23 protein-coding genes and 2 tRNA genes are annotated in these 25,898 nt (G+C 66.6%); 10 read left to right on the top strand and 15 right to left on the bottom strand.

The features are described 5' to 3' along the window. Positions 1-169: 169 nt before the first annotated feature. Positions 170-245: transfer RNA gene (locus tag AC4GYS_RS06555), tRNA-Ala, on the top strand. 18 nt (positions 246-263) lie between these two features. On the opposite strand, the gene AC4GYS_RS06550 is transcribed toward AC4GYS_RS06555, so the two are convergent. From AC4GYS_RS06550 to AC4GYS_RS06520, 7 genes are all read right to left on the bottom strand, one after another. After that, a complete protein-coding gene (locus AC4GYS_RS06550) occupies positions 264-1,643 on the bottom strand; it encodes an alkaline phosphatase PhoX (RefSeq protein ID WP_491108285.1) in 1,380 nt (459 codons plus the stop codon). Between the two features lie 2 nt (positions 1,644-1,645). Beyond that, on the bottom strand, positions 1,646-2,680 hold the full coding sequence (locus tag AC4GYS_RS06545) for a phytase (protein WP_491108284.1): 1,035 nt from the start codon (positions 2,678-2,680) through the stop codon (positions 1,646-1,648). Then, entirely contained in the window at positions 2,680-5,043 is a 2,364-nt protein-coding gene (locus AC4GYS_RS06540; RefSeq protein WP_491108283.1) for a TonB-dependent receptor plug domain-containing protein, read from the bottom strand. The genes AC4GYS_RS06545 and AC4GYS_RS06540 overlap by 1 nt, the downstream gene beginning before the upstream one ends. Positions 5,044-5,150: 107 nt before the next feature. Next, positions 5,151-6,626 carry a glycerol kinase GlpK gene (gene glpK, locus AC4GYS_RS06535; RefSeq protein ID WP_491108282.1) on the bottom strand — a complete coding sequence of 492 codons (1,476 nt, stop codon included), beginning with the start codon at positions 6,624-6,626 and terminating at the stop codon, positions 5,151-5,153. Further along, positions 6,623-7,669 (bottom strand): L,D-transpeptidase family protein, encoded by a 1,047-nt coding sequence (locus tag AC4GYS_RS06530; RefSeq protein WP_491108281.1) that lies wholly within the window; start codon positions 7,667-7,669, stop codon positions 6,623-6,625. The genes glpK and AC4GYS_RS06530 overlap by 4 nt, the downstream gene beginning before the upstream one ends. An 84-nt stretch (positions 7,670-7,753) precedes the next feature. Continuing rightward, on the bottom strand, positions 7,754-8,485 hold the full coding sequence (locus AC4GYS_RS06525) for a hypothetical protein (protein WP_491108280.1): 732 nt from the start codon (positions 8,483-8,485) through the stop codon (positions 7,754-7,756). Positions 8,486-8,487: 2 nt separating this feature from the next. Next, complete coding sequence (locus AC4GYS_RS06520; RefSeq protein ID WP_491108279.1) at positions 8,488-10,299, bottom strand: ABC-F family ATP-binding cassette domain-containing protein; 1,812 nt, start codon at positions 10,297-10,299, stop codon at positions 8,488-8,490. A gap of 128 nt (positions 10,300-10,427) precedes the next feature. Here AC4GYS_RS06520 and AC4GYS_RS06515 point away from each other — a divergent pair, with 128 nt between their 5' ends. The 4 genes from AC4GYS_RS06515 to AC4GYS_RS06500 all read left to right on the top strand — a co-directional run bounded on the left by AC4GYS_RS06515 (position 10,428) and on the right by AC4GYS_RS06500 (position 14,027). After that, positions 10,428-10,724, top strand: a complete 297-nt coding sequence (locus tag AC4GYS_RS06515; protein WP_491108278.1) for a hypothetical protein — start codon at positions 10,428-10,430, stop codon at positions 10,722-10,724. A gap of 180 nt (positions 10,725-10,904) precedes the next feature. Next, positions 10,905-11,570, top strand: coding sequence for a response regulator transcription factor (locus AC4GYS_RS06510; RefSeq protein WP_491108277.1), 666 nt, complete (start codon positions 10,905-10,907; stop codon positions 11,568-11,570). Positions 11,571-11,668: 98 nt separating this feature from the next. After that, positions 11,669-12,976, top strand: coding sequence for a sensor histidine kinase (locus tag AC4GYS_RS06505; RefSeq protein ID WP_491109371.1), 1,308 nt, complete (start codon positions 11,669-11,671; stop codon positions 12,974-12,976). A 91-nt stretch (positions 12,977-13,067) separates the two neighbouring features. Then, positions 13,068-14,027 carry a polyprenyl synthetase family protein gene (locus AC4GYS_RS06500; protein WP_491109370.1) on the top strand — a complete coding sequence of 320 codons (960 nt, stop codon included), beginning with the start codon at positions 13,068-13,070 and terminating at the stop codon, positions 14,025-14,027. Between the two features lie 12 nt (positions 14,028-14,039). Here the strand turns inward: AC4GYS_RS06500 and AC4GYS_RS06495 are convergent, their stop codons facing one another. Then, on the bottom strand, positions 14,040-14,354 hold the full coding sequence (locus AC4GYS_RS06495; protein WP_491108276.1) for a hypothetical protein: 315 nt from the start codon (positions 14,352-14,354) through the stop codon (positions 14,040-14,042). Positions 14,355-14,493: 139 nt separating this feature from the next. Here AC4GYS_RS06495 and AC4GYS_RS06490 point away from each other — a divergent pair, with 139 nt between their 5' ends. Further along, complete coding sequence (locus AC4GYS_RS06490; RefSeq protein ID WP_491108275.1) at positions 14,494-14,934, top strand: DUF411 domain-containing protein; 441 nt, start codon at positions 14,494-14,496, stop codon at positions 14,932-14,934. A gap of 32 nt (positions 14,935-14,966) precedes the next feature. Here AC4GYS_RS06490 and AC4GYS_RS06485 read toward each other — a convergent pair whose 3' ends face one another. Together AC4GYS_RS06485 and AC4GYS_RS06480 are read right to left on the bottom strand one after the other, a co-directional pair. Then, the gene (locus tag AC4GYS_RS06485) at positions 14,967-15,263 is read right to left on the bottom strand and encodes a hypothetical protein (RefSeq protein WP_491108274.1); all 297 of its coding nucleotides are present in this window, start codon (positions 15,261-15,263) and stop codon (positions 14,967-14,969) included. A gap of 80 nt (positions 15,264-15,343) precedes the next feature. Then, positions 15,344-16,432 (bottom strand): acyltransferase family protein, encoded by a 1,089-nt coding sequence (locus AC4GYS_RS06480; RefSeq protein ID WP_491108273.1) that lies wholly within the window; start codon positions 16,430-16,432, stop codon positions 15,344-15,346. A 221-nt stretch (positions 16,433-16,653) separates the two neighbouring features. On the opposite strand from AC4GYS_RS06480, the gene hrpB reads away from it, so the two are divergent. Beyond that, a complete protein-coding gene (hrpB, locus tag AC4GYS_RS06475) occupies positions 16,654-19,107 on the top strand; it encodes an ATP-dependent helicase HrpB (protein WP_491108272.1) in 2,454 nt (817 codons plus the stop codon). Between the two features lie 34 nt (positions 19,108-19,141). Beyond that, positions 19,142-19,423 (top strand): ETC complex I subunit, encoded by a 282-nt coding sequence (locus AC4GYS_RS06470; RefSeq protein WP_491108270.1) that lies wholly within the window; start codon positions 19,142-19,144, stop codon positions 19,421-19,423. A 3-nt stretch (positions 19,424-19,426) separates the two neighbouring features. Here the strand turns inward: AC4GYS_RS06470 and AC4GYS_RS06465 are convergent, their stop codons facing one another. Continuing rightward, the gene (locus AC4GYS_RS06465; protein WP_491108269.1) at positions 19,427-20,284 is read right to left on the bottom strand and encodes a phosphodiesterase; all 858 of its coding nucleotides are present in this window, start codon (positions 20,282-20,284) and stop codon (positions 19,427-19,429) included. 157 nt (positions 20,285-20,441) lie between these two features. Between AC4GYS_RS06465 and wecB the strand changes: the two genes are divergently transcribed. Together wecB and AC4GYS_RS06455 are read left to right on the top strand one after the other, a co-directional pair. Beyond that, entirely contained in the window at positions 20,442-21,560 is a 1,119-nt protein-coding gene (gene wecB / locus AC4GYS_RS06460) for a non-hydrolyzing UDP-N-acetylglucosamine 2-epimerase (protein WP_491108268.1), read from the top strand. 48 nt (positions 21,561-21,608) lie between these two features. Beyond that, positions 21,609-21,684 (top strand) — tRNA-Glu (locus AC4GYS_RS06455). 56 nt (positions 21,685-21,740) lie between these two features. On the opposite strand, the gene ygiD is transcribed toward AC4GYS_RS06455, so the two are convergent. From ygiD to AC4GYS_RS06435, 4 genes are all read right to left on the bottom strand, one after another. Next, positions 21,741-22,604 (bottom strand): 4,5-DOPA-extradiol-dioxygenase, encoded by an 864-nt coding sequence (gene ygiD / locus AC4GYS_RS06450; protein ID WP_491108267.1) that lies wholly within the window; start codon positions 22,602-22,604, stop codon positions 21,741-21,743. A 104-nt stretch (positions 22,605-22,708) separates the two neighbouring features. Next, positions 22,709-24,307: a phospholipase D family protein gene (locus AC4GYS_RS06445; RefSeq protein WP_491108266.1), complete on the bottom strand. Its 1,599-nt coding sequence runs from the start codon at positions 24,305-24,307 to the stop codon at positions 22,709-22,711. 41 nt (positions 24,308-24,348) lie between these two features. Continuing rightward, a complete protein-coding gene (locus tag AC4GYS_RS06440) occupies positions 24,349-24,639 on the bottom strand; it encodes a hypothetical protein (protein WP_491108265.1) in 291 nt (96 codons plus the stop codon). Positions 24,640-24,700: 61 nt separating this feature from the next. Then, positions 24,701-25,786: an AI-2E family transporter gene (locus AC4GYS_RS06435; protein ID WP_491108264.1), complete on the bottom strand. Its 1,086-nt coding sequence runs from the start codon at positions 25,784-25,786 to the stop codon at positions 24,701-24,703. Positions 25,787-25,898: the final 112 nt, after the last annotated feature.

Raw genomic sequence — 25,898 nt, 5'->3', positions numbered from 1 at the left:
GCGGGCGGGGGTGCCCGCCGCATGGAGACTTTTAAACGAGCCTCGAGAGGGGCTGGTTCCAGCCGGGAGAAAGGTTGCCGGGCCGGAATGACAGGGACCAGCGGTGAGGCGATGACAGCCGTTGCAAGGGGGGCGAACCACCGCTAGAGGGGCGCGCAGCAACCGGTGCGGGGCTGTAGCTCAGATGGGAGAGCGCTGCAATCGCACTGCAGAGGTCAGGGGTTCGATTCCCCTCAGCTCCACCAGCCGCCCGGTGCTTTCCGTCAGGTCGAAGTCGTCCGGATCCGTGCCCACGGACCGGTGATCGCCAGCGTCCGCCCAGGCGCATAGGCGTTCACGAACAGGGTCGTGCCGTCCGGGGAGAAACACGCGCCGGCAAGCTCCGTGTCCGCGTGCAGCCGGGCGAAGGTGTAGATGCGCCCGTCCGGCCGAACCCCGCGCAAATGGTTGGTCTTTCCGTCCGTCCGGTCCTCGCAGACGATCAGGTCGCCCCACGGCGCGATGGTCAGGTTGTCGCCATAGTCGAAGACGTCGGCATCGCCGCTTTCCACGAACAGTTCGATGCTGTCCGGCGATCCCGGGCGATAGCGCATGATCTGGCCATGCCGTTTCGGCCCGCCGGAGGTGCAGGTGAAGTAGAGCTCGCCGCGGCCGAACTCGATGCCTTCACCCCGCGCGAAAATCGCCGCGCCCGCCGCCCGGCCCCGCTGCCGAAGGTCGTCTTCGGGGCTGTGGACCGCATCCAGATCGATCCAGCGGACGCCAAGCGGCTGCCGGAGCGGCATATCGCCGCTGTTCCAGTTGCGCGTGTCTGCGCGCGCCTGTCCGGTCAGCGCCAAGGACTGCAGTCGGCCGCCACGGCCGATGCGGCGTTTGTCATTGGGCAGGAAGCGATAGAACAGCCCGTCGTCCCGGTCCTCCGTCAGGTAGACGACGCCGCTCAGCGGATCGATCGCTGCCGCTTCATGCCGAAACCGGCCCATGTCGGTCAGCCGAACCGGCTGCACGAGGCCGCGGTGCGCGGACGGCACCTCGAAGATCCAGCCGTGCGAGCGGCTGACCTCCGGCCGGGCGATCGTGGTCTCCTCACAGCTGAGCCAGCTACCCCACGGCGTGGCACCGCCCGCGCAATTCACCGCGGTGCCCGCCAGGCTCAACCATTGCTGCAACCGCCGCCGCGACGCGAGATCGACGATGACGGTGCTGGTGCCGCCCGGCAGCACCCGCCCGCTCCCATCGGTCCCGAAGTGCGGCGATTTGCGCAGCCGGTCGCGCAGCCGCTCACTGGCTCCCGCCGGTCCTTTGGCCCCGGCGTCGGCCTTCAATTCGTGGTTGCGGACCAGCGCGACCTTGCCGCGCCCAGCGGCAAAGCAGGCCATGCCGTCGAAATGATCGGGGGCGATGAAGCCGTCGTCCATCGCCTCGCCGGCCTGGCTTACGACCGCATAGCTGAAGCCGGCCGGCAAATCGAAATAGGCCCGGGGGTCGGGGACCAGCGGCCCAAATCCGGACGTTTCGTTGCGATAGGGTGCCGGGACCTGTGCAGCCCTTTGATGAAGCCAGTCCGCGCGCGCGGGCAGCGCTCCGAACGCGATGCCGGCCGCGGCTGCTCCGGCGAACCCGCGGCGATCAACCAGCACCATTGTCAAAGGCCCAGCGCGCGTTGCACGTCGGACCAGGCAACCAGCTTGAAATTCTGCCGCTCACCACCTTGCGCCGGCTGCTTCAGGCCGTCCTGCACCACCAGCAATCCGCCCGGATAGTCGAGGCCGAAATCGCCGAGCACCAGTTCGATCCCGTCCGTCTCCTCCGTGCCGTCGAACCGGCCGGCTCCGATCCGGAAGCGTCCGGCGAAGCGCATGTCGGGCAGGGTGAAGACGGCATAGGCGTTGTCGCCCTGGCTCGAGGCCACCAGATAGCCACCGTTCGCCCCGTTGGGCGCCAGCGCCAGCCCTTCCACGTCCGCGAACAAGCGTTGCGAATCCACCCGCGCCACCAAAGCGCCGCTCGGCTTCGCGGTCGGTCTGGCATCGAAGCGCCAGATCCCTGTCGCCTCTTCGCCGACGTAAAGCTCCGCCCGGCGAGGGTCGACCACGCAGCCCTCCGGCTGGCTGGCCAGCTTCAGCGATCGCACGATCGTCCCCTTGCCGGTCCGCGGATCGAGCCGGACCTGGTGAACGGCCCCTTCCTTCAAAACGGAAAAAGCGAACAGGTCCGCGCCGGCGCGCCACAGGCACACGCCGTAGGCCTCCCCGGCCCCGCCCGGCGCGGAGCCGACCGGTGTCAGCCGGGCCGCGGTCGTGTCGAGCCGGTACATCTGTAGCCTGGCATTGGTGAGGTCGTTGCGATCGCTCGCCACCACCACCACGCCGTCGGCGCCAAGATCGATGAGGTCGACATTGTTGACCTGTCCCGCGGAAACGAAGGAGCGCACCCGCCCGTCGAGGCCGTAGACGTAGAGGCCGGCTTTCTTGTCGGTCGCGACGATCAGGCTGTCCGCCGGCCGCTGGACGTTGCGCCAGATTGCAGGGTCGTCGGCGGCATCGGCGTTGGCGGTGCCGACCGGGACCGTCTCCCCGCGGGCGGCGACGGTCGCGGTAGGCACGGCGGAGTTGCCGGCCGGCGACGTGCCGGTGCACCCGGCAAGCAGCAGCGCGGACAGGGCCAGGACGAGACGCATCAGAAGGCGTACCGGGCGATCAACTGGAACACGGGCCCGGCCTCTTCCTGTTCAAGCTCATACTCGTCGAAGTCGCGATTGAGCTGGTCGTCGATCGTATCGAACTTGTTGAACACTTCCTTCTTCTTCCCGTTGAGGAGGTTCGATCCGACGGCGCGAATGGTCAGCTTGTCGAACAATCTCTTCTCCACGAACATCTCCAGGTCGGCGCCGTAGGTTGTGCGAACCTCTTCGCCAACGATCCGGTCCCGGGCCGGACCCTGCTTGCGATAGGTCACACCGAACGCTGCATCCCACGCCCGCAGGTTCTGGATGAAGCCGACGTTGTACACAAATCGCGACTGGCCGTTGAACCGGCGCTTGCCTGCGAAATCGCGGACGGAGCTGTCCAGCAGCGACAGATTCCCGAATACGCCCGTGTCCCGCAGGCCGATGACGCCGAGGCTCGCCGACAGGTCGAATTCGATGCCCCAGGCCTTGCCGTCGCCCGTGTTGCGCGGCTGAAGCACGAACGTCCCCTCGCCCTCCGACCCTTCGAGGCCCGTATTGGCGACTTCGACCAGGTCCTTCACCTTGCGATAGAAGACATTCACCCCGGCAACGCCGGTGCGGCCGATGCGGCGTTCATAGCCGACGTCCGCGCCCCACGCCGTTTCGGGTTTCAGGTCCGGGTTGCCGAGCAAATCGTTCTCGCCCAGCTCGCCTTCCAGCAGCGCCGGGGCGATGAAATCGAAGCGTGGCCGCCGATTGGTGCGGGCGACCGAAACCGTGAATCGGTCGCGCGGCGTCAGGTCCGCCTTGATCGAGGCGGACGGCAGCCACAGGCCGTAATCGTTGCCGAAGCGGTCGCCTTCCACCAGGTCGCGGATGCGCACCCTGGTATGTTCATAACGGACGCCGACTTCCCAAGAGACGACCCGGCCCTTGCCTTCGACCAGTGCAAACAGGTCTCGGCGATGTTCCCTGACCTCGTTGAGGCCGCCCGTGACCGGCTCATATTCCGCGAACGGTTCGGCCAGTTCGTCGGGCAGATTATCGGACCGATCCCAACCGCGCAGCGCCGGGTCCAGCTCCAGTTCCTGCTCGCCCTCGCGAATGTCGGTATCGCGATCCTTGTTCTGCATGAAGCCGCCGAACTGCAAATCGATTCCGGCGCCGAGCGGCAGGCGGTGATCCAGGCCCAGCGAGAGTTCCTTGTCCTTGATTCCGGTCAGCGTGCGAGCGCCTTCGAACGCAATGTCGTCATCGTCGAAGTCGATCTCGAACTCGGTCTCGTCGCGGTCTTCGTCGAAGCTGGCATAGGTCGCCCGGAACCGGGTTTCTCCCGCCGACCATGTGTGCGCAAGTCTTAAGCTGGCGTTCCAGCTGTCCTGATCGATCCGCGCGATGTTGGAGTTGTCGGTGAGCAGCCCTGCGACGTCGCCTTCGCCGTCAGGCACCGGGTCGAACTCTCCGGACGGCGCGTTATACTCGAACGACCGCTCGGTCTCCTTGCGGTCGGTGTGCACGTAGAAGCCGCCAAGCTCGATCCTGGTCGCGCCAAGGTCGACGGCATATGAGGCGTTGGCATTATAATCCGTCCCGTCGCGGACGTCCGTCTGGTCCTCGCGATTGTCGAAATCCTCGGTTTCGAAGTCGGGGTTGTTTTCGGGCGAATCGCCGTAGCGCAGGCTGCGCTTTTCCTTGGGATTGTAGCGCCCCTGCACCGTTCCCCCGACCAGCAGCCGGCCCGGCCCGACCTTCCCGCCGTAGACCAGCCCGACGCTCGCCTTCACCTCGCCGTCGTCGAACAGCAGGCCGCCGGCGCGGACGTAGCCACCGTCCAGCGCATAAGCGTCCCGCAGCACGATGTTGAGCGTGCCCGCGACCGCGTCGGCAGCGCGCCGGGCGGAGTTGGAGCGGACGATTTCGACCCGATCGACCAGTTCCGCCGGAATGCGGTCGAGGAAAAAGCTGCGGTCCACATTCGACCCCGGCACCTTTTCCCCGTTGATCAGGATCTGGGTGTAACCGGGATCAAGCCCGCGTAGCCGGGCACCGTCGCTTTCGATCACGTCGGACAGGAAGGTGACGCTCGGCACCCGCTTCAGCGCGTCCCCGATGGTCAGCGGCTCGAAGCGCTGAAAATAATCGGTGTCGTAGACCAGCACCGGCTCCGTGGTTTCCGACCGATTGCGGAACCCGATGTCGGCCTGCACGACCACTTCGTGCGCGGTTCTCTGCTGATCGTCGGTGACGGCCGTATCGGTGACCGCGGCCACATCGGTGCCGGCTGTGACCGAGACTTCGCTCGCCAGAGCCGGCGACGCCAGCATTGCCAGGCAGGACACGCCGGCCAAGGCGCCGGTTCGAACCACGTTCATTTGCAACAACCCCCGTTCAAATGACTGAAACCGGGGCGCTAGGGCGTGGGAGAGACTTCGCCGTTACCCGCGTTTGTCAGTTCGGGGTCTGGTCGGGGACAGTTCGATTAAGCCAGTGTCCGCTGGACCGCGGCATGCCAATTGCCGAGCAGCGTCGCCCGCCGCGCCTCGGCCATCGCCGGCGTGAAGCGATCGCGCGCCTGCCAGGTTGCGGCGATCTCCGGCAGCCCGGACCACAGCCCAGCGACAAGTCCGGCAAGGAAGGCGGCGCCCACCGCGGTCGTTTCGAGGTTCGCCGGCCGCTCGATCGGCACCTCCAGCACATCGGCCAGGAACTGGCAGAGCCAGCCGTTCGCCGCCATGCCGCCATCGACCCGCAGGGCCGACAAGGCACCGCCGTCGGACACCATCGCGTCCAGCAGGTCCCGCGTCTGAAAGGCCACCGCCTCCAATGCCGCGCGCACCAGCTCGGCCGGGCCGCTGTCCAGCGTCAGCCCGTAGAGCGCAGCGCGCACGTCCGGCTTCCAGTGCGGTGCGCCGAGGCCGGTGAACGCCGGGACCAGGGTCAGCCCATGATCCTCCCGCGCCTCTCGTGCCAGCCGCTCGGTGTCACCCGCCTCGCCGACCAGCATCATCCGGTCGCGCAGCCATTTCACGGCCGATCCGGCGACGAAGATCGATCCTTCCAGCGCATAGCTGGTCCGCCCGCCGATCCGCCACGCCGGCGTGGTCAGCAGCCGGTGGCCGGACTGGACCGCCAGGTCGCCGGTGTTCAGCAGCAGGAAGCAACCGGTGCCATAGGTCGACTTCGCCATTCCCGGCTCGAAACAGGCCTGCCCGAACAGCGCGGCCTGCTGGTCGCCGATCATCCCGCATACCGGCAGCGAGCGGCCAAAGAGGCCCTCCTCCGTGCTGCCGTAAAGCTCGCTGTTGCCGCACACCTCCGGCAGGACGGCCTCGGGCACTTTGAACACGCCGCACAATTCCCGGTCCCAGCAACCGCGGTGGATGTCGAACAACATTGTCCGGCCGGCATTGGTCACGTCGGTCCGGTGCACCGAACCGCCAGTCAGCCGCCACAGAAGAAAGCTGTCCACCGTCCCGAAGGCCAACTCGCCGCGCTCCGCCCGTTCGCGCGCGCCCGGCACATGATCAAGCAACCAGGCGAGCTTGGTGGCGGAGAAATAGGGGTCGAGCAGCAGGCCCGTGCGCTGCTGGACGAGCGGCTCAACGCCCTCCGCCCGAAGCCTGGCGCAGGAGTCTGCCGTCCGCCGGTCCTGCCATACGATCGCCCGATGAACCGGCTCGCCCGTGGCGCGATCCCACAACACAGTGGTTTCCCGCTGGTTGGTGATGCCGATGGCGGCGACGCTGGCCGGATCGACCGTCGTCAAGGCCTCCTGTGCGGTCGCCGTCACCGCTTGCCAGATCTCCTCCGGATCGTGCTCCACCCAGCCGGGCTCGGGATAATGCTGGGTCAGTTCCCGGCGGGCTTCGAAAACCACCCGGGCCGCCCGGTCGAACAGGATGGCGCGGGTGGAGGTGGTGCCCTGGTCGATCGCCAGGACGTGATCGGCGGTCATCCGCCCGGCTGGTCCTTGCCGGCTTCGGAATCGCTTTCCAGCATGGTCGCGCCGGCCCCGGTGGTCTGGGCGTCCACCCCGGCGCGAGTCACCAGCACGGTCGTGCCGGGCACGATCACCGACCGCATGGCGGTCACGAACGGCGCGGGCAGCCCCATCTGCTCGACGCCGCGCGTGCTGGTCACTTCGCCCGACCGCGTGCTGACCACCTCCCCGCCGTCCTGCCGGATCGCCGACACTCCGACCTGGATCCATTCGTTTCGGCCGTCGCGAGCCCTGGTCATGGTCAGGACCTGCGGGGTCAGGCCCTCCTGCCGGATCACGGCGCGCGCCCGGCCGATCTCCACCCCGCCGCGGAGCACCACCACCTGCTGGTCGCCGGTCGACACGATGATCGACACCGGCCCCTCCGGAGCCAATTGCGGGTTCCAGCTGAATTCCTGCGCCGTCCCGAGCGGAAGCCGGCGGGCGGCGGGACCGCCGACGTCGGCCGGTGTCAGCACGCCCGCCGCAGGCCGCTTCACCGGTGCCCCATGTTGCCCGGCGATCACCACCGTTCCGCCAAGCTCGGTGATCCGGAACAGCAGGCGGCTGAATTCCATCGGCAGGCGCACGCAGCCATGGCTCGCCGGATAGCCGGGCAAGTTGCCGGCGTGCAGCGCCACGCCCTTCCAGGTCAGCCGCTGCATGTTGGGCATCGGCGCATTGTCATAGGTCGAACTGCGATGATCGCGGTTCTTCTGCAGGATGGTAAACACGCCCGAGGGGGTCTCATACCCCGGCCTGCCCGAGGAAATGGTGCTGACCCCGATCCGGACGCCGTTGCGGTACACCGTCGCCCGCTGCCGATCGAGGTCGACATAGACAAGGACCGGCCCGCGCGGTGCGACGTCCGGCGCCCACACCCAATCGCCCGGCTTCAGCCGTTCGGCCTCCCGCGCGAGCGCGGCCGGAGACGACACTTTGGCCCCTGCCGCGACGGCCGGGGCGGCGGCACAGGCGAGGGCCGATGCGACAACCGCAGTCGCAAACCGGTGGGTCATGTCACCGCCGTCCTTTCCGCTCGGTTCAACGCCGCAGTTCATCGCTGCGGATAAGCACAAAGCTAACCCGTCCCGGCGACGCTTTCAAACCGGCGGAGCGGAGCGCGTGGGATCTTCCTCCGCAAGCCCGTCCGGCTGACTGGAACTGCCGGCCAATCCGGCCCCCATCCCCACTCCAAGCCCGCCGCCGGCCGCCATGCCCGCGCCCGCGCCCGCGCCCGCGCCGCTGCCGCGACCGCCCCGTTCACCCCCTTCGCGACTGCCCTCACCCCGCCCGCGCCCGCCTCCGGTCACCGGCCGCAGCGGCCCTTGCCGGGGAATTTCCAGGTCCGGCGGAATGCCGTCGAGGTCCAGCGCTTCACGGATGAAGTTGCGCAGCGATACCACCAGCTCCCCGGTGTGCACCGCGCGGCCCGCCACCATTTCACGCGCGGCCGCGGCGGCCAGCCGGACCTGCTCGTCGGTGCCCAGCAGGATGATGTCGGACAGGGCTGCTTCCACCGCGTCGCGCATCCGCCGGGCGCGCTCGTTGGCCGTTGCCTGCTCGATCAGCGGGTCCTGCCCGGCCAGTTCCCGCAGGTCGCGCAGGTGACGCGGATCGACGCTCAGGTCGCCGGTGAAGGATCCGCCCAGCGTCTTGTAGGCCGCGATCAGGGTCCGCAGCCGCTCGTTGATCTGGCGGTTCTCCCGCTCGCGCTTTTTCTGGATGGTGGTCATCACCAGCAGGCGGATGCCGACCGCAACCAGGGTGATCAGCGCCAGGCCGAGGACAGTGGACAGCAGGCCGCTCCAACTGGTGAAATCCACTTCGCGCATCGTCAGCCTCCCGCCAGTTGCTCCGCCATTTCGGCCACCTCCAGCCAGCGGTGTTCCGCGGCGTCCCTGTCCGCTCGCAGACTGGCGATGTGGTCCATCAACGCGGCGAACCGCTTGGGGTCGCGGGTATAAAGGTCCGGGTCGGCCAGCGCGGCTTCGTCCTTGACGATCGCCGCCTCCAGCTTCTCGATCTCGCCGGGCAGCCGGTCGAGGTCGCGCTGGTCCTTGTAGGACAATTTGGTCGCGGCCGGCGGCGGAGCGGGCGGCGACCCGGCAGATGCCTTGACCCTCGCCGGCGTCCCGCGCGGTCCACTGCGCTGCCGCACCCAGTCTTCGTAGCCGCCGGCCACGATATCCACCTTGCCCGACCCGTCGAGGCCCAGCGTCACCGTCACCGTACGGTCGAGGAAATCGCGGTCGTGACTGACCAGCAGCACGGTGCCTTCATAGTCGGCGATCACCTCTTGCAGCAGGTCCAGCGTTTCCAGGTCCAGATCGTTTGTCGGCTCGTCCAGCACCAGCAGGTTGGACGCCCGGGCGAATTCGCGCGCCAGCAACAGCCGCGACCGCTCGCCGCCGGACAGCGCACCGACCGGCGTTTCCGTCATATCGGGCGAAAACAGGAATTCCTTCAGATAGCCCTTGATGTGTTTCTTGACGCCGCGCACGTCGATCCAGTCCCCGCCCCCCGCCAATACGTCGCGAACGCGCTTGTCGGGCGACATCAGCTTGCGCTGCTGGTCGATGACGATGCCCGACAATGTCTTGGCCAGCGTGATGCGGCCCTGGTCGGGCTGCAGTTCGCCGGTCAGCAGCTTCAGCAAGGTGGTCTTGCCTGCCCCGTTCGCACCGACGATGCCAATCCGGTCGCCACGCTGGATCCGCAGGGAGAAGTCGCGGATGACGGTGCGGTCGCCGCCTGTCCCAGGCTCAGCCGCGGGGTAGGACTTCCACACCCCTTCCGCCTCGATCACGCTCTTGGTCTTGCTGTCGTCCTTGACCAGCCCGAGTTTCGCGACCCCGGGTCCACCGATCATCGCGGCCCGCGTAGCGCGCATCTCGTTGAGCTTGGCCAGCCGCCCCTGATTGCGGCGGCGGCGGGCCGTAACCCCGCGCTGCAGCCAGTGCAGCTCCAGCTTCAGTTTGGCGTCCAGCTTGTCGGCGGCGCGCTCTTCCTCTTCGTAAACCCGTTCCGTCCACGCATCGAACCCGCCGAAGCCGATCTCGGCCCGCCGCATGATGCCGCGGTCCAGCCACAGGCAGCTTCTGGTCAGCCGAGTTAGAAAGGTCCGATCGTGGCTGATCACCACGAAGGCGCCCTTGAACCGCCCAAGCCATTCTTCCAGCCAGTCAATCGCGGCCAGGTCGAGATGATTGGTCGGCTCGTCCAGCAGCAGCACGTCCGGTTCCTGGGCCAGCGCCCGGACGATCGCCGCCCGCCGCCGCTCGCCACCGCTCGCGGTAGCCGCGTCGCGCGAAAGGTCGATGCCAAGCTGCGTGGCGATCGCCGCCGCCTCGTGCGCGGCCGGAGCGTCGTCGCCGGCCAGGACCCAGTCCTCCAGCCTTCGGTGTGCGCCCATCGGCGGGTCCTGCTCGAGCAGCACCACTTTCGTGCCCGGCACGATGGTGCGCCGCCCCTCATCGGTGTCGATCGTGCCGGCCAGGCATTTCAGCAGCGTCGTCTTGCCCGCGCCGTTGCGCCCGATCAGCGCCAGCCGGTCGCGGGCCCCGATATGAATGTCGAGCTGGCGGAACAACCAGCCGTCGCCCTGCACGAGGCCGAGGTTTTCAAATGATAGGATCGGGGCAGCCATGACGCCCCTCTACCCCGGCACGCGCCCGGGTCCAGCCGTCAACGCGCCCAAATGGCTGCCGGAACGCTGACCGCACTATTCATAACTCATTCAAAGCGCTGTGCTACAAGCCGGTTCAAGAGATTCGCATGAACCTGTTTCGTACCCTTCTTGCCGCGACCATTGGCGCCGGCCTGCTTGCCGCACCCGCGACGGCCCAGCGTCCGCGTGACCAGGATCGCGCGTTCAAGGCGACCCAGGAAGGTCGCTCGATGCCGCTCCGCTCGATCGAGCGCCGGGTCATGCCGTTCATGGACGGCGCCGACTATCTTGGACCTGAATTCAACGGCCGCAACTATCGGCTGAAGTTCATGCGCGGCGGCCGGGTCATCTGGGTCGATGTCGACGCCGCGACCGGCCGCATCGTTGGGCGGTCCGACAACTGATTTTCGTCATTGCGAGGGGCGGAGCGACACGCCAGTCCAGTCCCGGGAGCTGGCGTGTCGCTATGCCCGCAAGGACGATCAGGCGTTTCGCGCCCTCTCCCCCTTCTTAATCGTTCCGTCTAAGCAACCGTTCAGCTTCGCGGGTGTTCATCGCCCCAAACGGAACAAGGAAACGAACTGATGCGCGTGCTGATCGTCGAGGACGAACCCAATCTGGGGCGGCAGCTTCGCTCGACCCTGGAAGGCGCCGGATATGCCGTCGACCTCGCCACCGATGGCGAGGACGGCCACTACCTGGGTTCGACCGAAAGTTATGACGCGGTCGTTCTCGACCTCGGTCTGCCCGAGGTCGACGGCCTGACCGTGCTCGATCGCTGGCGCAAGGAGGGGCGCAAGATGCCGGTGCTGGTGCTGACTGCCCGCGACAGCTGGTCGGACAAGGTCGCCGGCCTCGACGCCGGGGCCGACGACTATCTCGCCAAGCCCTTTCAGACCGAGGAACTGATCGCTCGTCTGCGCGCGCTGATCCGCCGTTCGTCCGGCAATGCCTCGTCTGAACTGATCGCCGGCGATATCCGGCTCGATACGCGCTCGGGCAAGGTGACCAAGGCGGGTGAGCCAGTGAAGCTGACCGCGCAGGAATACAAGCTGCTGTCCTACCTGATGCATCACAAGGGCAAGGTGGTCAGCCGCACCGAACTCATCGAGCATATCTACGACCAGGACTTTGACCGTGACTCCAACACGATCGAGGTCTTCGTGACTCGCATCCGCAAGAAGCTTGGCGCCGACGTCATCACCACCATTCGCGGCCTCGGCTACAGCCTGGAGGAACAGGCGGCGTGAATGCCGAAGCCCCCGGCCTAGCCGCGGGCTCCAAGGCTCCGGCGGAAGGTCCCGCGGTGGCATTGCGACCGCGCGGCACCGGATCGCTTACCCGCCGCATGATCGTTGTCGCGGCGCTGTGGATCTCGCTGCTTCTGCTTGTCGGCGGCTTCGCGCTCGACCGCGTGCTGACCAACAGCCTGGTGCGCAATTTCGACGCCCAGCTGGAATATGTCGTCAACGCCATGATCGCTGCCTCGGAGATCGATCCGGAAGGCGAGGTCGCCTTCAACCGCCCGCCCGCCGACCAGCGCTTCATCGAACCCAACTCGGGGCTCTATTTCCAGATCAGCGGGATCGGCGCGGATAGCTTCCCGTCGCGGTCGTTGTGGGATCGCCGGCTGGAGGTGAAGGACAATTACTTCCACGTCGAACCGCACTTCTACGACAGCAGCGAATTTGTGGACGAGCCACTCCGGATCGTCGAACGCGACGTAATTCTCCCCGGCTCGGAAACACGCTGGCGTTTTCAGGTCGCCCAGAGTCGTGAAGCCATCGACAAGGACGTAGCCGAACTCCGCACCACCCTCGGCTGGAGCTTCTTCGTCCTGGGCCTTGGTCTCGTCGTCCTCGCCGCGCTGCAGACGCTCTATGGCCTGTGGCCGCTCCGCCGCGTCCGAAGCGAGGTGATGGCGATCCGCTCAGGCGCCAAGACCCGCATCCCCGACGACTTCCCGGACGAGATCAGGCCCCTGACCGAAGAGATCAACCAGCTCCTCGCCCACAACGAGGATCAGGCGGAAGAAGCGCGCCGCCATGCCGGCAACCTCGCCCATGCGCTGAAGACTCCACTCACGGTCATCACCAACGCCGCCACAGCCGCTGCGCCCGACCTTGCCGACACCGTCTGCCGGGAAGCGACGACCATGCGGCGACAGGTCGACCATCACCTCGCCCGCGCCCGCGCCATCGGCCGCCGCGCCTCCGCACAAGCCCGCGCGCCGGTGTGGGAAAGCCTCACGGCGGTCCAGCGGGCGGTGGAGCGCATGTACGAAGGCGTTGCGGTGGATATCGCCGGCGAGAAGCGCGCCGAGGTCCGGGTCGAACGCCAGGACCTCGACGAAATGCTCGGTAACCTCGTCGAGAACGCCGCGAAATACGGCGGCGGCCGCGTGTTCGTTACCGTTGAGCGAAGCGGCACCGACATCTCCATCGCGGTCGAGGACGACGGCCCGGGCATTCCCGCCGCCCTGCGCACCGAACTCTTTACCCGCGGCAAGCGGCTCGACACCACCGGCAAGCCGGGCACCGGCCTCGGCCTCGCCATTGTCCGCGACGTTGCTGAAATCTACGGCGGCTCCGTCACGCTGGAGGAAAGCGAGGACCTCGGGGGCCTGCTTGCCCGGCTGAAGCTGCCCGCCGGCTAGGCTTGCCCCCACTCCCAACCGCGACTAACTCGCCCCCGTGACCGCCTCCCTCCACTCGCTGACCCCAAGCCGCGCCCCGTCGCTCGACCCGATGATCGCGCTGACCGCCGCCGACATGAACGGCGTCAACGCCATCATCCTCGACCGGATGCAATCGGAAGTGGTGCTGATACCCGAGCTTGCCGGCCACCTCATCGCGGGCGGCGGCAAGCGCATGCGGCCAATGCTGACGCTCGCCAGCGCCTGTCTGCTCGACTACCCCGGCACCCGCCACCACAGGCTGGCGGCCGCGGTGGAGTTCATCCACACCGCCACCCTGCTCCACGACGACGTGGTCGACGGCTCGGGCATGCGGCGGGGCAAGCGGACCGCCAACCTGATCTGGGGCAATCCCGCCAGCGTGCTGGTCGGTGACTTCCTCTTTTCCCGCGCTTTCGAACTGATGGTCGAGGACGGGTCCTTGAAGGTGCTGCGCATCCTGTCCCACGCAAGCGCCGTCATTGCCGAGGGCGAGGTGGATCAGCTGACCGCCCAGCGTCAGATCGGCACGGATGAGGACAAGTATCTGCGCATCATCCAGGCCAAGACCGCCGCCCTGTTCGCCGCCGCCTGCCGCATCGCCCCCGTCGTGGCCGAGGCTGGCGAAGAAGCGGAAGACGCGCTCGAAAGCTACGGCCGGAATCTTGGCATCGCCTTCCAACTGGTCGACGACACCATCGACTACACCAGCGAGAAAGCGACCAGCGGCAAGGACCTCGGCGACGACTTCCGCGACGGCAAGATGACCCTGCCGATCATCCTTGCCCATGCCCGCGGGTCCGAGGCGGACCGGCGCTTCTGGGCTCAGGCGATCAGTGGTGAGCGGGTCGGCGACGACGATCTCGTCCACGCGATCGGGCTGTTGCGCGACACCGGTGCGATTGTCGATACGCTGGAACGCGCCCGCCTTTACGCCCGCCGCGCGATCGACGCGCTCGCCATGTTCCCGGCCGGCAAGGCCAAGTCCGCCCTGACGGACGCCGTCGAGTTCGCGGTTGCCCGGGCTTACTGAGGCCGCGCTTGCCTACTGCGGCGGGAACTCGGTCTCCGGATAGAGGCGCACGCAGGTCGGGAAATCCGAATATCCCTCGGCGGGCAACTGCCCGGTTTCCAGCAGGAACCGGCATTCCAGGGCTGCACGGCCTTGGGCCGAGACGCGCTCACCCGCGATGCACTCTCCCAGGCTGATCGGGAAACCCTCATAGTCGTTTCGCAACAGAGTCTCGCACGTCGACTTGATCTCGCGATTATCCTCGCGCGGAACAGCCGCGGCCAGGGTGCTCAGGGGCAGACTGGTCAGGACGGTGGCGCAAACCGCCATCAGGCAGAGCAATCTCATGGAACCCTCCACAGATACAGGCTTACCGGAGTCGGGAGTATATCATGAACCAATGGCTTCCCGAGTCCTGCTCCCCTCAATGCGATTGCTTCGGCAACATCTAGTTGAAATCCGTGGTCTTTTCTGACAATTCAAATGCATGATCAACCGCAAGAGCATCTACGGCCTCGTCGCCTTCGCCGCCCTCACCCTCGGCTCCGCCGCCCACGCCGCGACCATGACCATGTTCAAGTCGCCGACCTGCGGCTGCTGCGGCAAGTGGGCCGAATATGCTCAGCAGCACGGCTTTCAGGTGAAGACGGTCGCGACCGAGGGCATGGCGGCGGTCAAGAAGCGTCTGGGCGTTCCCGACAGCCTTGCCAGCTGCCACACCAGCGTCGTGAACGGCTATGTGATCGAAGGGCATGTTCCTGCGGCCGACATCAAGCGCCTGCTCGCGCAAAAGCCGAAGGCGCGCGGGATCGCCGTTGCCGGCATGCCGATGGGCTCGCCCGGCATGGAGCATGGCAATCACCGCGAACCTTATGCCACCATGTTGATCGGCAAGGACGGCAAGGCGACGGTCTTCGCCCGGCATTAAAGGCTGGCGGCCTTGCCGGGCTGCCTGGATTTTCAGAACTTTATTTTGAGCCGGACCATGATCCGGTTCGACGGGAACCCGCCCACATTGGCGTGTTCGGTTTCGGCTGCGAGGACCGTTCCCTTTCCCAGGCTCTTCTCGGCCTTGATCGGCCCGGTGGGCTCTTCGGCGATCTGCGGCAGCCGGTAAGGGCTGCGGCTGTCCTTTCGGCCGCAGACGACGACATCGGCATCTTTTCCTCGGCGCGAGCATGGATCCGTCAGTGTAAGATCGATCCGGCCGGGCGCGTCAGCACTCGCCTGCAACAGCATCGACAACGCCAGGAACACGGCTGTCTCCCGCTCACTCCTCAGCCGGTATAGCGACGCTGAGAGACGAAGCCATCGCCTTTCCTCCGCGCTCGCTTAGTTCAGGTGGGCTGGCCCAACCCCCGCTGCATCGTCGCCGCGCACGTGCGCTCGTTCAGCCGGCGAATGGCGATCCGGGCCGGTGTCTCGAAATAGCGATAGCTATAATGCGAGGCCGCCAACACGAGTGCGGCCGAAACGATATTCGCGACGCCCCACCACGCTTCCGGCACCGGCTCCACTCCGACGACCAGCGGCCGCAGCATATAGATCGGCATGTGCAGCAGATAGACCGAGAAGCTGATTGCCCCGAGCCACTGCAGCAGGCGCGTCCGGGCCAGCCGTGAGAACGGCTCCCGGCATGCCAGCGCGATCAGCGCCGGCCAGACCAGCGCGGACGACAGCAGCTGGTCCAGCCGCCCGATGTCCAGCACCCGAAAAGTGACGATGAAGCCGGCGACCAGCACCATCCCGAGCACCGCCGCGGGGATCCTCTGCACCTGTGGCCAGGCGTGCCACAGCAGGCATCCGGCGGTGAAACCGAACAGGCCGCGCACAACATACAGGTTCAGTACGCCGCTCAACAGCAGCACGAGCGACGCCAGCAACACCAGCAGATAGCGGATTGGCAGGCGCCCCGGCATCCAACGCACGGTCGTGAAGAAGACCAGATAGGCAGCTATCTCCGACGTCAGCGACCAGGCCGCGATATTGAAGCTGTGATACTCCTCAAGCCCGCTGCGCTGCAGGAACAGCAGGTTGAGCACGAAGTGATACGCGTCGTGTGGCCGCCCGCCATAGACCGCCAGAATCGAGGGCATGGTCAGCAGCAGCGCGACCAGGATCAGCGTTGCCAGATGCAGCGGGTAGAGCCGGGCCCAGCGGCTAACGATGTAATCGCGCCAGGTCACGCCGTCGCTCAAGCCGCCGCGCTCCCGGTCGAGATAAACATGCGACATGACGAAGCCCGACAGCACGAAGAACAGGTCGACCAGCGACGTGCCGTCCTCGTACAACCACCCGAACGGACCCACCTCCGCCAGCGGACCACCGCGCACGCCGCTCAACAGGTTGAAGTGCGAAAAGAAGGCGACGCCGCATGCCGCCAACCCGCGCAGTGCGTCGATCTCGGGCAAGTGCTGGCGGTTCATTCGTCCCGCATAGTGCGGCTTGGTTAAGCGGACGTCAAAGCATCGACCGACGGATCAAAACCCTGTCCTACTTGCCGCCGATCTGCCACTGCAGACTTCATGACCGAGCCCGCTCGCCCGGCTAGCCTCCCCCCGATCCCGCTGCCGCTTCGCAACCGTAGGCGAACAAATGGGGGACCTAATGTCCAACTCGTCCAAGTTGCACTTGCGGAGGGGGCGCAATGAGCGGCCGTCCGCTCCCGATCCAGGCCGTCCTCCCCGACCTCGTCGCCGCCCTGCGCGACCAACCGCGCGCGCTGCTGATCGCCCCGCCGGGTGCGGGCAAGACTACCGCCGTCGCGCCGGCTCTGCTTACGGAATCGTGGTGCACCGGCCAGGTCCTGCTGCTCGTCCCCCGACGCCTTGCCGCCCGCTCGGCGGCCGAGTTCATGGCGTTGCAATTGGGCGAGGAGCCCGGCGGCACCATTGGCTACCAGACCCGGCTGGACAGCCGGACGGGCAAGTCCACCCGCATCATCACCATGACCCACGGCGTGTTCCTGTCGCGCATCCAGGCCGACCCGGAGCTTGCCGGCGTGTCCGCCGTCCTGTTCGACGAAGTGCACGAACGCAGCCTCGACAATGACCTTGCCCTTGCCCTGACGCTCGATGCCGCAGCGGCACTGAGGGATGACCTGCGGATCGTCGCCATGTCCGCGACGCTGGACGGCGAGCGTTTCGGCCGGTTGCTCGGCGACCCGCCGCGCATCGAGAGCGAAGGCAAGAGCCACCCACTCACCCTCCACCATATCGGGCGCGATCCGGTTGCACGGATCGAGCCGCAGATTGCGGCCGCCTGTCGCCGTGCTCTGGCCGAACACTCCGGATCGCTGCTCGCCTTCCTGCCCGGCGTGGCCGAGATCGAGCGCACCGCCGACTCGCTTGGCGCGCTGCCGGCCGGAACCGTTCTCCACAAGCTGCATGGCGGTGTCGATCCGCGCGACCAGCGGGCCGCGCTTGCGGCGCCTGCGCCCGGCACCCGCAAGCTGGTGCTCGCGACCAGCATCGCGGAAACCAGCGTCACGCTGGAGGACGTTCGCATCGTGATCGACAGTGGGCTTGCCCGCCGTCCGCGCTACGATCGGGGGGCCGGCCTTACCCGGCTCGTCACCGAACGCGCCAGCCGCGCCGCCATCACCCAGCGCGCCGGCCGCGCCGCCCGCCAGGCGCCCGGCATCGCGATCCGCTTGTGGGAGGAAGGCGCAAACGCCGGCCTCCCGGCCCATGACCCGCCCGAAATCCTCGAGGCCGACCTGTCGAGCCTGCTCTTGACCTGCCTGTTGTGGGGGGAGGCGGACCCGGCGCGCCTGCCCTTCCTCGATCCGCCCCCGCCGGCGGGTCTGGCGGAAGCCCGTGACCGGCTGCTCGCACTGGGAGCTCTTGGGAACGACGGGCGTATCACCGACCACGGTCGCGCCATTGCCCGTCTACCACTCGAACCCCGCCTCGCCCACATGCTGATCGAGGCGCAAGCGCGCGGGTACGGGGCGGCGGCCGCGCATGCCGCCGCTTTGCTGACCGAGCGCAAACTTGGCGGTAATGACCCTGATCTGGAGCTTCGACTGCGGCGCTGGATGAACGACCGCTCGCCACGGGCCGAGGGCGCAAGGCGAATGGCGCGGCGCTGGGCTGCTTCCGATCAGCCGAAAGGACAGGCAGAAGGACTGCCGCTCGCAATCGCCCTCGCCTTCCCCGATCGCCTGTCACGCCGCCGCGATACAAGCGGGGAACATTGGCAAAGCGTGGGCGGTCGCGGCTTCCGCCTCGACCCGACCTCCCCGCTTGCCCGTTCGCCCTGGCTCGCGGTTGCGGAGGTCGCCGGCGCTGCGTCGGGGGCACGCATCCTCTCCGCCGCCGCGATCGAGGAAGCGGACGTGCTCGCCCTATTCGCGGATCGCGTTGAAAGCCGGCACGACGGCAGCTTCAATCCAGCCACCGGGGCGGTGACCCCGACCCGCACCCGCCAGCTTGGCGCCATCCGCCTGTCGAGCGGCCCAGATCCCAGGCCCGACCAAGCCTCCATCGAGAATGCGTTGCTGGCGGGCGTTCGCGCGCATGGCCTCCACCTACTCCCCTGGACCGATACGGCCGCTCAGGTCCGGGCCCGTGCCGCTTTCGCCGCCGCCCATGACCCCGCCATTCCGTCGCTCGGCGACGAGAGTTTGCTTGAGCGGCTCGAGGAGTGGCTCCCGGCCTTGCTTGCGGGCAAGCGGCGGCTGTCGGACATCGATGTTTTCGCCCTGCGGCAGGCACTCGACAACCTCCTCGGCTACGACGGCAGGCGTCGACTGGACCAACTTGCCCCGGCCGATTTCGCGTCTCCGGCGGGAAGCCGGCACCCGATCGACTACCTCGCGGCCGGCGGTCCGACCGTCGAGGTTCGGGCGCAGGCGCTGTTCGGGCTTGCGGACCACCCGATGCTGGCGAACGGCCGAGTGCCGCTGACGCTCGCCATCACCTCTCCTGCCGGGCGGCCCATTCAGACCAGCCGCGACTTGCCCAGCTTCTGGACCGGCAGCTGGCGCGACGTCGCCAAGGAGATGCGCGGGCGCTATCCCAGGCATCCCTGGCCCGACGATCCCGCCACTGCCGCCCCGACGCTGCGCACCAAGCGGGCCGAGGGCCGGCGCGCTTGATTTGTCGGGCATCATCCGCCACGTGAGCCGCACCATGCCCACCGCCCGCATCATCGAGCAGGATCGCAAGACCACCTCTTCCGGCCGTGCCAAGACCGGCAAATGGACGCTGGAGTTCGAAAACAGCCGGCCGCAGCGGCATGACCCCCTGATGGGCTGGGTCGGCAATGCCGACACCCGAACGCAGGTTCGGCTCGCGTTCGACACCAGGGAAGAGGCCGTCGCCTATGCGGAAAAACACGGCTTTGCCTACCACATCGTCCCCGCGCCGCCGGTGAAGCTGAAGCTGCAGGCCTACGCCGACAACTTCCGCTAGGGCTCAGCCGGTTCCGCGTTCTGCCAGAAACGCTTTCATCATCGGCTGAAGATTGGAATCATAGGTCGCGAGCACGTGGCGCGGCCCGGCGACCTCGAAGTGCGTAAGCAGCCGTTCGCCGTCCCAGTCGTGCAGTGCGAAGGCAGGCGGATCGGCGATGATCAGCGCTCGCCCATCGGGGTACATCGGGTCGACATCATCAAGGTCCAACGCGACCAGCGGCGCGGTCGAGGGCGCCACCACCAGCGGCTTGCCGGCGAAGCTTGCCGCGATCGGCCGGTGAACATGGCCACACAGCATCGCCTTCACCTGCGCAGCAGGCGCGACCACGGCGCGCAACCGCTCTACCCACCCTTCATGCGGCAGTGCACTCATCCATGGAATGCCGGTGTCCAGCGGCGGGTGGTGCAACACCAGCACCGTCGGCTGGTCGGGCCGCTCCGCCAGCCGCTCGGCTAGCCATGCCGCGCGCGCCTCGCAGAAGGTCCCGCCATGCCGCCCCTCGTCGAGCGTATCGAGCACGATGAACCTCAGGCCGCCGTGCTCGGCTTCGTACTGAACGAAGCCATTGGCATCTCTGGGCACGTTCGGAAATTCCGCCGAAAATTCCGCACGGCTGTCGTGGTTGCCGACGGCGAACAGCACCGGTCCCTGCCATCGCCCGACAAGCGCGTGAACATGGTCATAAGCCCCCTGGTCGTCGCCATGCTCGACCAGGTCGCCGCTGACGATCAGCAGATCGGGGCGGGGCCGGATTTCGCCGATCTGGTCGACGACCATGTTCAGGCGGCGGACGTTCAGCTCATGCGGATTATCGCGGTCGAAGCCGATGTGAAGGTCCGTGATCTGCGCGATCAGCATCGTCCATCGTCCTGCTGCCAGCCGCGCATCGATCCCCCCAATCTGCTCCCCTTATCCCGTTATAAACAAACTCCCGCAGTGCGCCAGCTTGCCAAGCGCGGAGTTTGCGTCCACTTCTCGCCGCGCCGGATCGCTCCTCTTTTCAGGGGCTTCCTTCGTGTTTTCTGCGTCCGTCTGGATCGTCATCGGCACTCGGCCCGAAGCGATCAAGCTTGCCCCGGTTGTCCACGCCCTCGAAGCGCGAGGACTGGTCCCGCTGCTGGTCGTCACGGGCCAACATCCCTCGCTCGACCTTGCCGCCTTCGGCCTTGCCGGCCGGGCGACGCTGCTGCTCGGCTGCCGCGGCCGTCCCAATCCGCACCTGTTCAGCCGCGATGTCTGCGAGACGCTGGTCCCTGCCCTAATGTCTCAGCGACCCGAGCTACTGCTCGTCCAAGGCGACACCTCCAGCGCGCTGGGCGGCGCGCTCGCGGGCTTCGTTACCGGAACGCCGGTCGGGCATGTCGAGGCGGGCCTGCGCACCCACGACCCCCTGCTTCCCTGGCCGGAAGAAGATAACCGCGTCGCCATCGACGCCGACGCCGAACTGCTCTTCGCCCCCACCCAGCTGAGCGCAGCCAATCTTCGTGCCGAACGGGTGCGCGGCGAGATCCATGTCACTGGCAACACCGCCATCGACGCACTCGCCGGATTGGTCGGCCCGCTACCTGCGTCGTCCACGCCGACCTCCGGGCGCCAGCGATTGTTGGTGACCTGCCACCGCCGCGAGAATTGGGCCGACGCATTCCGCCCGATTGCCACCGCCCTTGTTGCCCTCGCCGATAAGGGCAACCGGCAGGTCGATGTCGTTCTGCATCCCAACCCGGCCCAGGCCGCGACCATGACAGATATGCTGGCCGGCCGGTCTGGCGTCGCATTGCTCCAACCGATGGAGCATCCGGAAATGATCGCTGCCGTTCGATCGGCCACGCTGGTGCTCAGCGATTCCGGCGGCCTTCAGGAAGAGGCCCCTGCGCTCGGCGTTCCGCTGCTCGTCCTGCGCGACAAGACCGAACGCCCGGAAGGCATCGCCAGCGGCAACATGCTGATGGTGGGAACCGAGACCCTTCGCATCGTTGCCGCTGCCCGATCGCTGCTGGAGAATCCGGACGCGCTCGCCGCGATGGCGCGGCCATGCCTGCCCTATGGTGACGGGCACGCCGCCCCCCGCATCGCCGCGATCATCGCCCATTGGCTCGCCGCCCGTCAGGCCCCAGCGGAGCGGCTGATCGCCTGATTGACTAGCACCGCCCACGCCGCCATATGCGCCCCTCTCCCGCTTCACGGCCCCTTCGTCTAGCGGTCTAGGACGTCGCCCTCTCACGGCGAAAACACGGGTTCGAGTCCCGTAGGGGTCACCAGGCCGGTGCCTGGCCTGCAGTCGAGCAAGGGATCTGACGCGTCCGTAGCGACCCCGTCAGATGTTGCTCTGGTCGGCGGGCACGTCGCTGGGGATTGTGGCAGCGCCATCGGCCGCTATCGGACATTCCGCATCCACGTCGACGCCGTAGCAGGTCATCGACAATGACCCCATCGCATAGCCGCGTACCAGCGCCTTCGCGCCCTTGTTCTGCGCTGCGGCCAACCCCGCCGTGTAGAGCAGCGGGATGAAATGATCTGGTGTAGGGACCGCCATCGCGTAATCTGGATGCTCAACGAGCTTCAGGACTGCCGAGGGATCTTCCGTCAGCAATTGCTCGGCGGCTCGATCGAAGCGCTCGTTCCAGTCGAACGCGCCATCGGGATCGTGCCATTGCACCCGGGGCAGGTTATGAACGACGTTGCCGCTGGACAGCACCATGACCCCGCGGTCGCGTAGCGCGGACAGCCGGGCACCCAGGTCCAAATGATAGTTCATCGGTTTTAGCGCGTTGATGGAAAGCTGAACCACCGGAATATCCGCGTCCGGATACAGGTGGGCAAGCACGCTCCAAGTGCCATGATCGAGGCCCCATTGATCCTGGTCGAGACCGACCCAGGTCGGCTTCACCTCTTCCGCGATTTCCTCTGCAAGCTCGGGAAGCCCGGGCGCCGGATACTGGAACTCGTTGAGCGCGGGCGGAAAGCCGTAGAAATCATGAATGGTCCGCAGTCGCGCCATGGCCGTGACCGCCGTCGCGCCAATGAACCAATGGGCCGACACGACCAGAATGGCGCGCGGTCGCGGCAGGTCTCGACCCATGCCGGCCCATGCGCGGGTGAAATCATTCTGTTCCAGCGTGTTCATCGGGCTGCCATGACCGATGAACAGAGCCGGCATGCGCGCTTCGGTGTCCGCCATCTCAAAGTCCTTCGTTCAAAAGTGCTTGGTCATCGGCAACAACCGGGTTCCTGCCCGAGCCGACAGAGTTGAGTCGCTAGATCCGTCCAGCCGTTACGGCGATCTCATAACAACCATTCCACCGGCAATAGGGATAGGCCTGCAATGACCAGCCGGCTCCAGCCCGTGGTGCCGGGCTCGGTCCGGTGAACGATTTGCCGACCGCCCTGCCGCTCGACCCATTCCAGACCTCCGTCACGATCCAGCCGGACCTCGTAGGCGGCAGCGGGTAACGCATCAGCCAGACGCTGCTCGACGAAGCCGGTCAGCGCGGGACTGTCGATGACGAAGCCAAGCTCCGTATTGAGCCGCGCCGAGCGCGGGTCGAGATTGAAGGAGCCAACGAACAGTCGGCGCCCGTCAACCGTGAAAGTCTTGGCGTGCAGGGCCTGCCCGGCGCCTTGCGGGACGCCGCTGGCCGAACCGCTGCCGCCACTGCCCGGAGTGCCACTGCCGCGCCCCGTTCCGCGCCAACTTCGTGCGGCCGCGATCGCTCCGACCTCCCGTTTCAATTCCCACAAACGCACCCCGGAGCGCAGCAGCGGCGTTCGATCACCTGCGTATCCGGAGTGGACAATCGGGACGTCCGTGGCCTCGAAGGCGTTCGTGACGACCTGTACGCGAGCCCCGCGATCGACTGTCGCGCCAAGCTTTGCCACCAGCCCTTCGGTCGGCACGAAGTAGCCGGAAACCAGCCCCAGCCGGTTCGTAGGCACGCCCAGGATTTGCTCCAGCTGTGTGATCAGGAGCTCGCTGCGTTTGACCTGGCCAAGCGCCTTGGCGGGGTCGTCACTGACCAGCGTGACATTGGCCCAGCTGAGCGGAAGATTACCAGCGCTTAGCCGCTGAACGACCTGCGTTTCCCGAATGGACCGCATATAGTCCCTGGCCGCCTCAGTACGGCGATCAGCGCGCTTAGGGGGAACCGCAAGTGCGTTTTCGTCCAGGATAGTCTCGGCGGGATAGGCGGACGCGCTGTTCCAGTAACCATCAAAGTCTTGCGACGTGTCCTGTACGATCGGGCCGATCGCGAGGGTATCAAGATCCACGAACAGAGCTCCGCCCCCCGCCCCGAAATATTCGTCCCCGACATTGCGGCCTCCGATCACCGTTGCCTGATTGTCGACGGTAAACGATTTGTTGTGCATCCGGTGATTCAAGCGGCCAAAGTCGGCGACCCAACCCAGCAGCCTCGGCCAGCGAATCGTGAAAGGATTGAACAGCCGAAGTTCGATATTCGGATGCGCTGCCAGCCGCGCCAGCAGCGGATCGAGGCCGGCCGTGTTGTTGTCGTCAAGCAGAAGCCGGACCCGAACGCCCCGATTCGCAGCGGCGCGCACCTCGTCGAACAGCAAGCCGCCCGTCAGGTCGTCGTGCCAGATGTAATATTGAATATCGATGCTTCGTTCCGCTGCCCGCGCCATCAGGATGCGGGTGGCGAATGCTTCGCGCCCGTCCCACAGCAGTCGGAGCCCGGACTGACCCGGGCGGGTCCGCAGCTGATCCCGAATTGATCGAGCGAGCGAAGTGGTGCCGTCGGGCTCGATTGCTCGGGATATCTGCCGGCCGGCTAGGCCAGGAAGCGGATTGAGCGCCCGAACAACAAGGATGGTCGCGAGGAAGCCGACGACTAGCGAGCCAGTCCAGACGACCCAGCGCCTCACTGTGCGAGACCCGCCGGACCCGCCCTACCAATCACCAATCATTACCGCTGAAGGCGGTCGCAGGGGAGGGTTGCGTTGTTGATGTCGGTGTACACGTAGTTGTCGCCCGAACGGAGGACGGAAATGCCTTGACCGGCATAACGGACGCCGAGATCCGACGGCACGCGCGACAGAACGAACTCGCGCCCTTCGCTGTCGCGAACGGTCGCGGCGCTGCCGTCATGACTGATGTCGAGACGGATCGTCGATCCACAAACGAGGTGGGTAACGCCGGCAGCGGAATTGTTTGTCGTCGCGCAGCCGCCCACCAGGGTCGCGCCCAAAACCATCATCGACCACCGCATCGCCGTTCCTCGCCCTTCGTGCCGAAGTATGGGGAATGAGTGGCAGCAGTCAGGGTTCCGCGGACTCAATCGAGCGACGCCCTTTGCTGCCGCCGCTGCTCATCGCATAGGGCGAACCGTCGTTCGACAGGAGCACCGCTACCCAGCGGCTGCTGTCGAACTTTGCGCAAATGAGCATCAGGATCAGGGTCAGCGGCACCGACAGGAAGGCGCCGGTCATGCCCCAGAGCGACGTCCAGAATGCCAGCGACAGCAGAGTCGCGACCGGGCTGATGTTCTGCGTCTGGGCTTGCATGGTTGGATAGACCAGGTTGCCGATGATGAAGGCAACCACCTGGATGCCGCCAAAGATCGCGATCGCCTGCCAGAGGGTCGGGAATTGCAGCAGGGCGAACAGCGCGGGCGCGACCGATCCAACGGTCACGCCAAGGATCGGAATGAACGACAGCAGGAAGAGGACAAAGGTCCAGAACAGCGCATTGTCGAGGCCGACCGCGAACATGATGAGGCCCGAGCCGGCGGCGAGCATCAAGCCGGTCAGCGTCTGCACCCAGACATAGGTCTGGATATCCTCGCCGACCTGTTCAAGCCCGTCGAGGATGATCGCCGAGCGCGACCGGCTGCCGGCCATGTTTCGCACCTTGCGCGCGACCTTGCGTTGCTCGGCGAGCAAGAACACGAAGTAGAGAACCACCAGCAACAGGGTCGAAAACAGCCCCTGCACCCCGGCCAGGAGCTGGCCGGCGATGCGCGGCACGCTGATCTGGCCGATGACGGTGGAGATATGCAGCGGCTGTTGAAGATCCCACGACTGGCTCGCCTGCTGCAGAAGCCCTTCGATCCTCGCCACCAGAGCACTGCCCTGCTGCACGATCTGGGTCACGCCCTGGACGAGGACGGTTACGGCCACGGAAAACATGGCGATGATCACGACCGCAGCCACGACCGACACCAGCAGGTCGGGCATCCAGCGCCAGCGATGACCAATCGCTCGGACCAACGCCTGGACCAGCACCATCAGCACCAGCGCGATCACCAGTGGGATCAGGATGTCGCGCAGGAAATACAGCATCGCCAGCCCGGCGGCAGTACCCACGATGACAGACGCGACATTGATCTGCCTTGCCCTGTCCATCCACTGATCCTTCGACTGACGAATTAGGGATGCTGGATACCGAATGGAGCTTGGGATGACGAGCCGCTTGGCATGACTTCACAATCGGCGCTAATTGTCGCTGCCGCAGCTA

The sequence above is a fragment of the Sphingomonas sp. SP1 genome, assembly GCF_058313395.1.
Note: the sequence above shows the minus strand (reverse complement) of the source record. Positions and strands in the feature narration are given on the sequence as shown.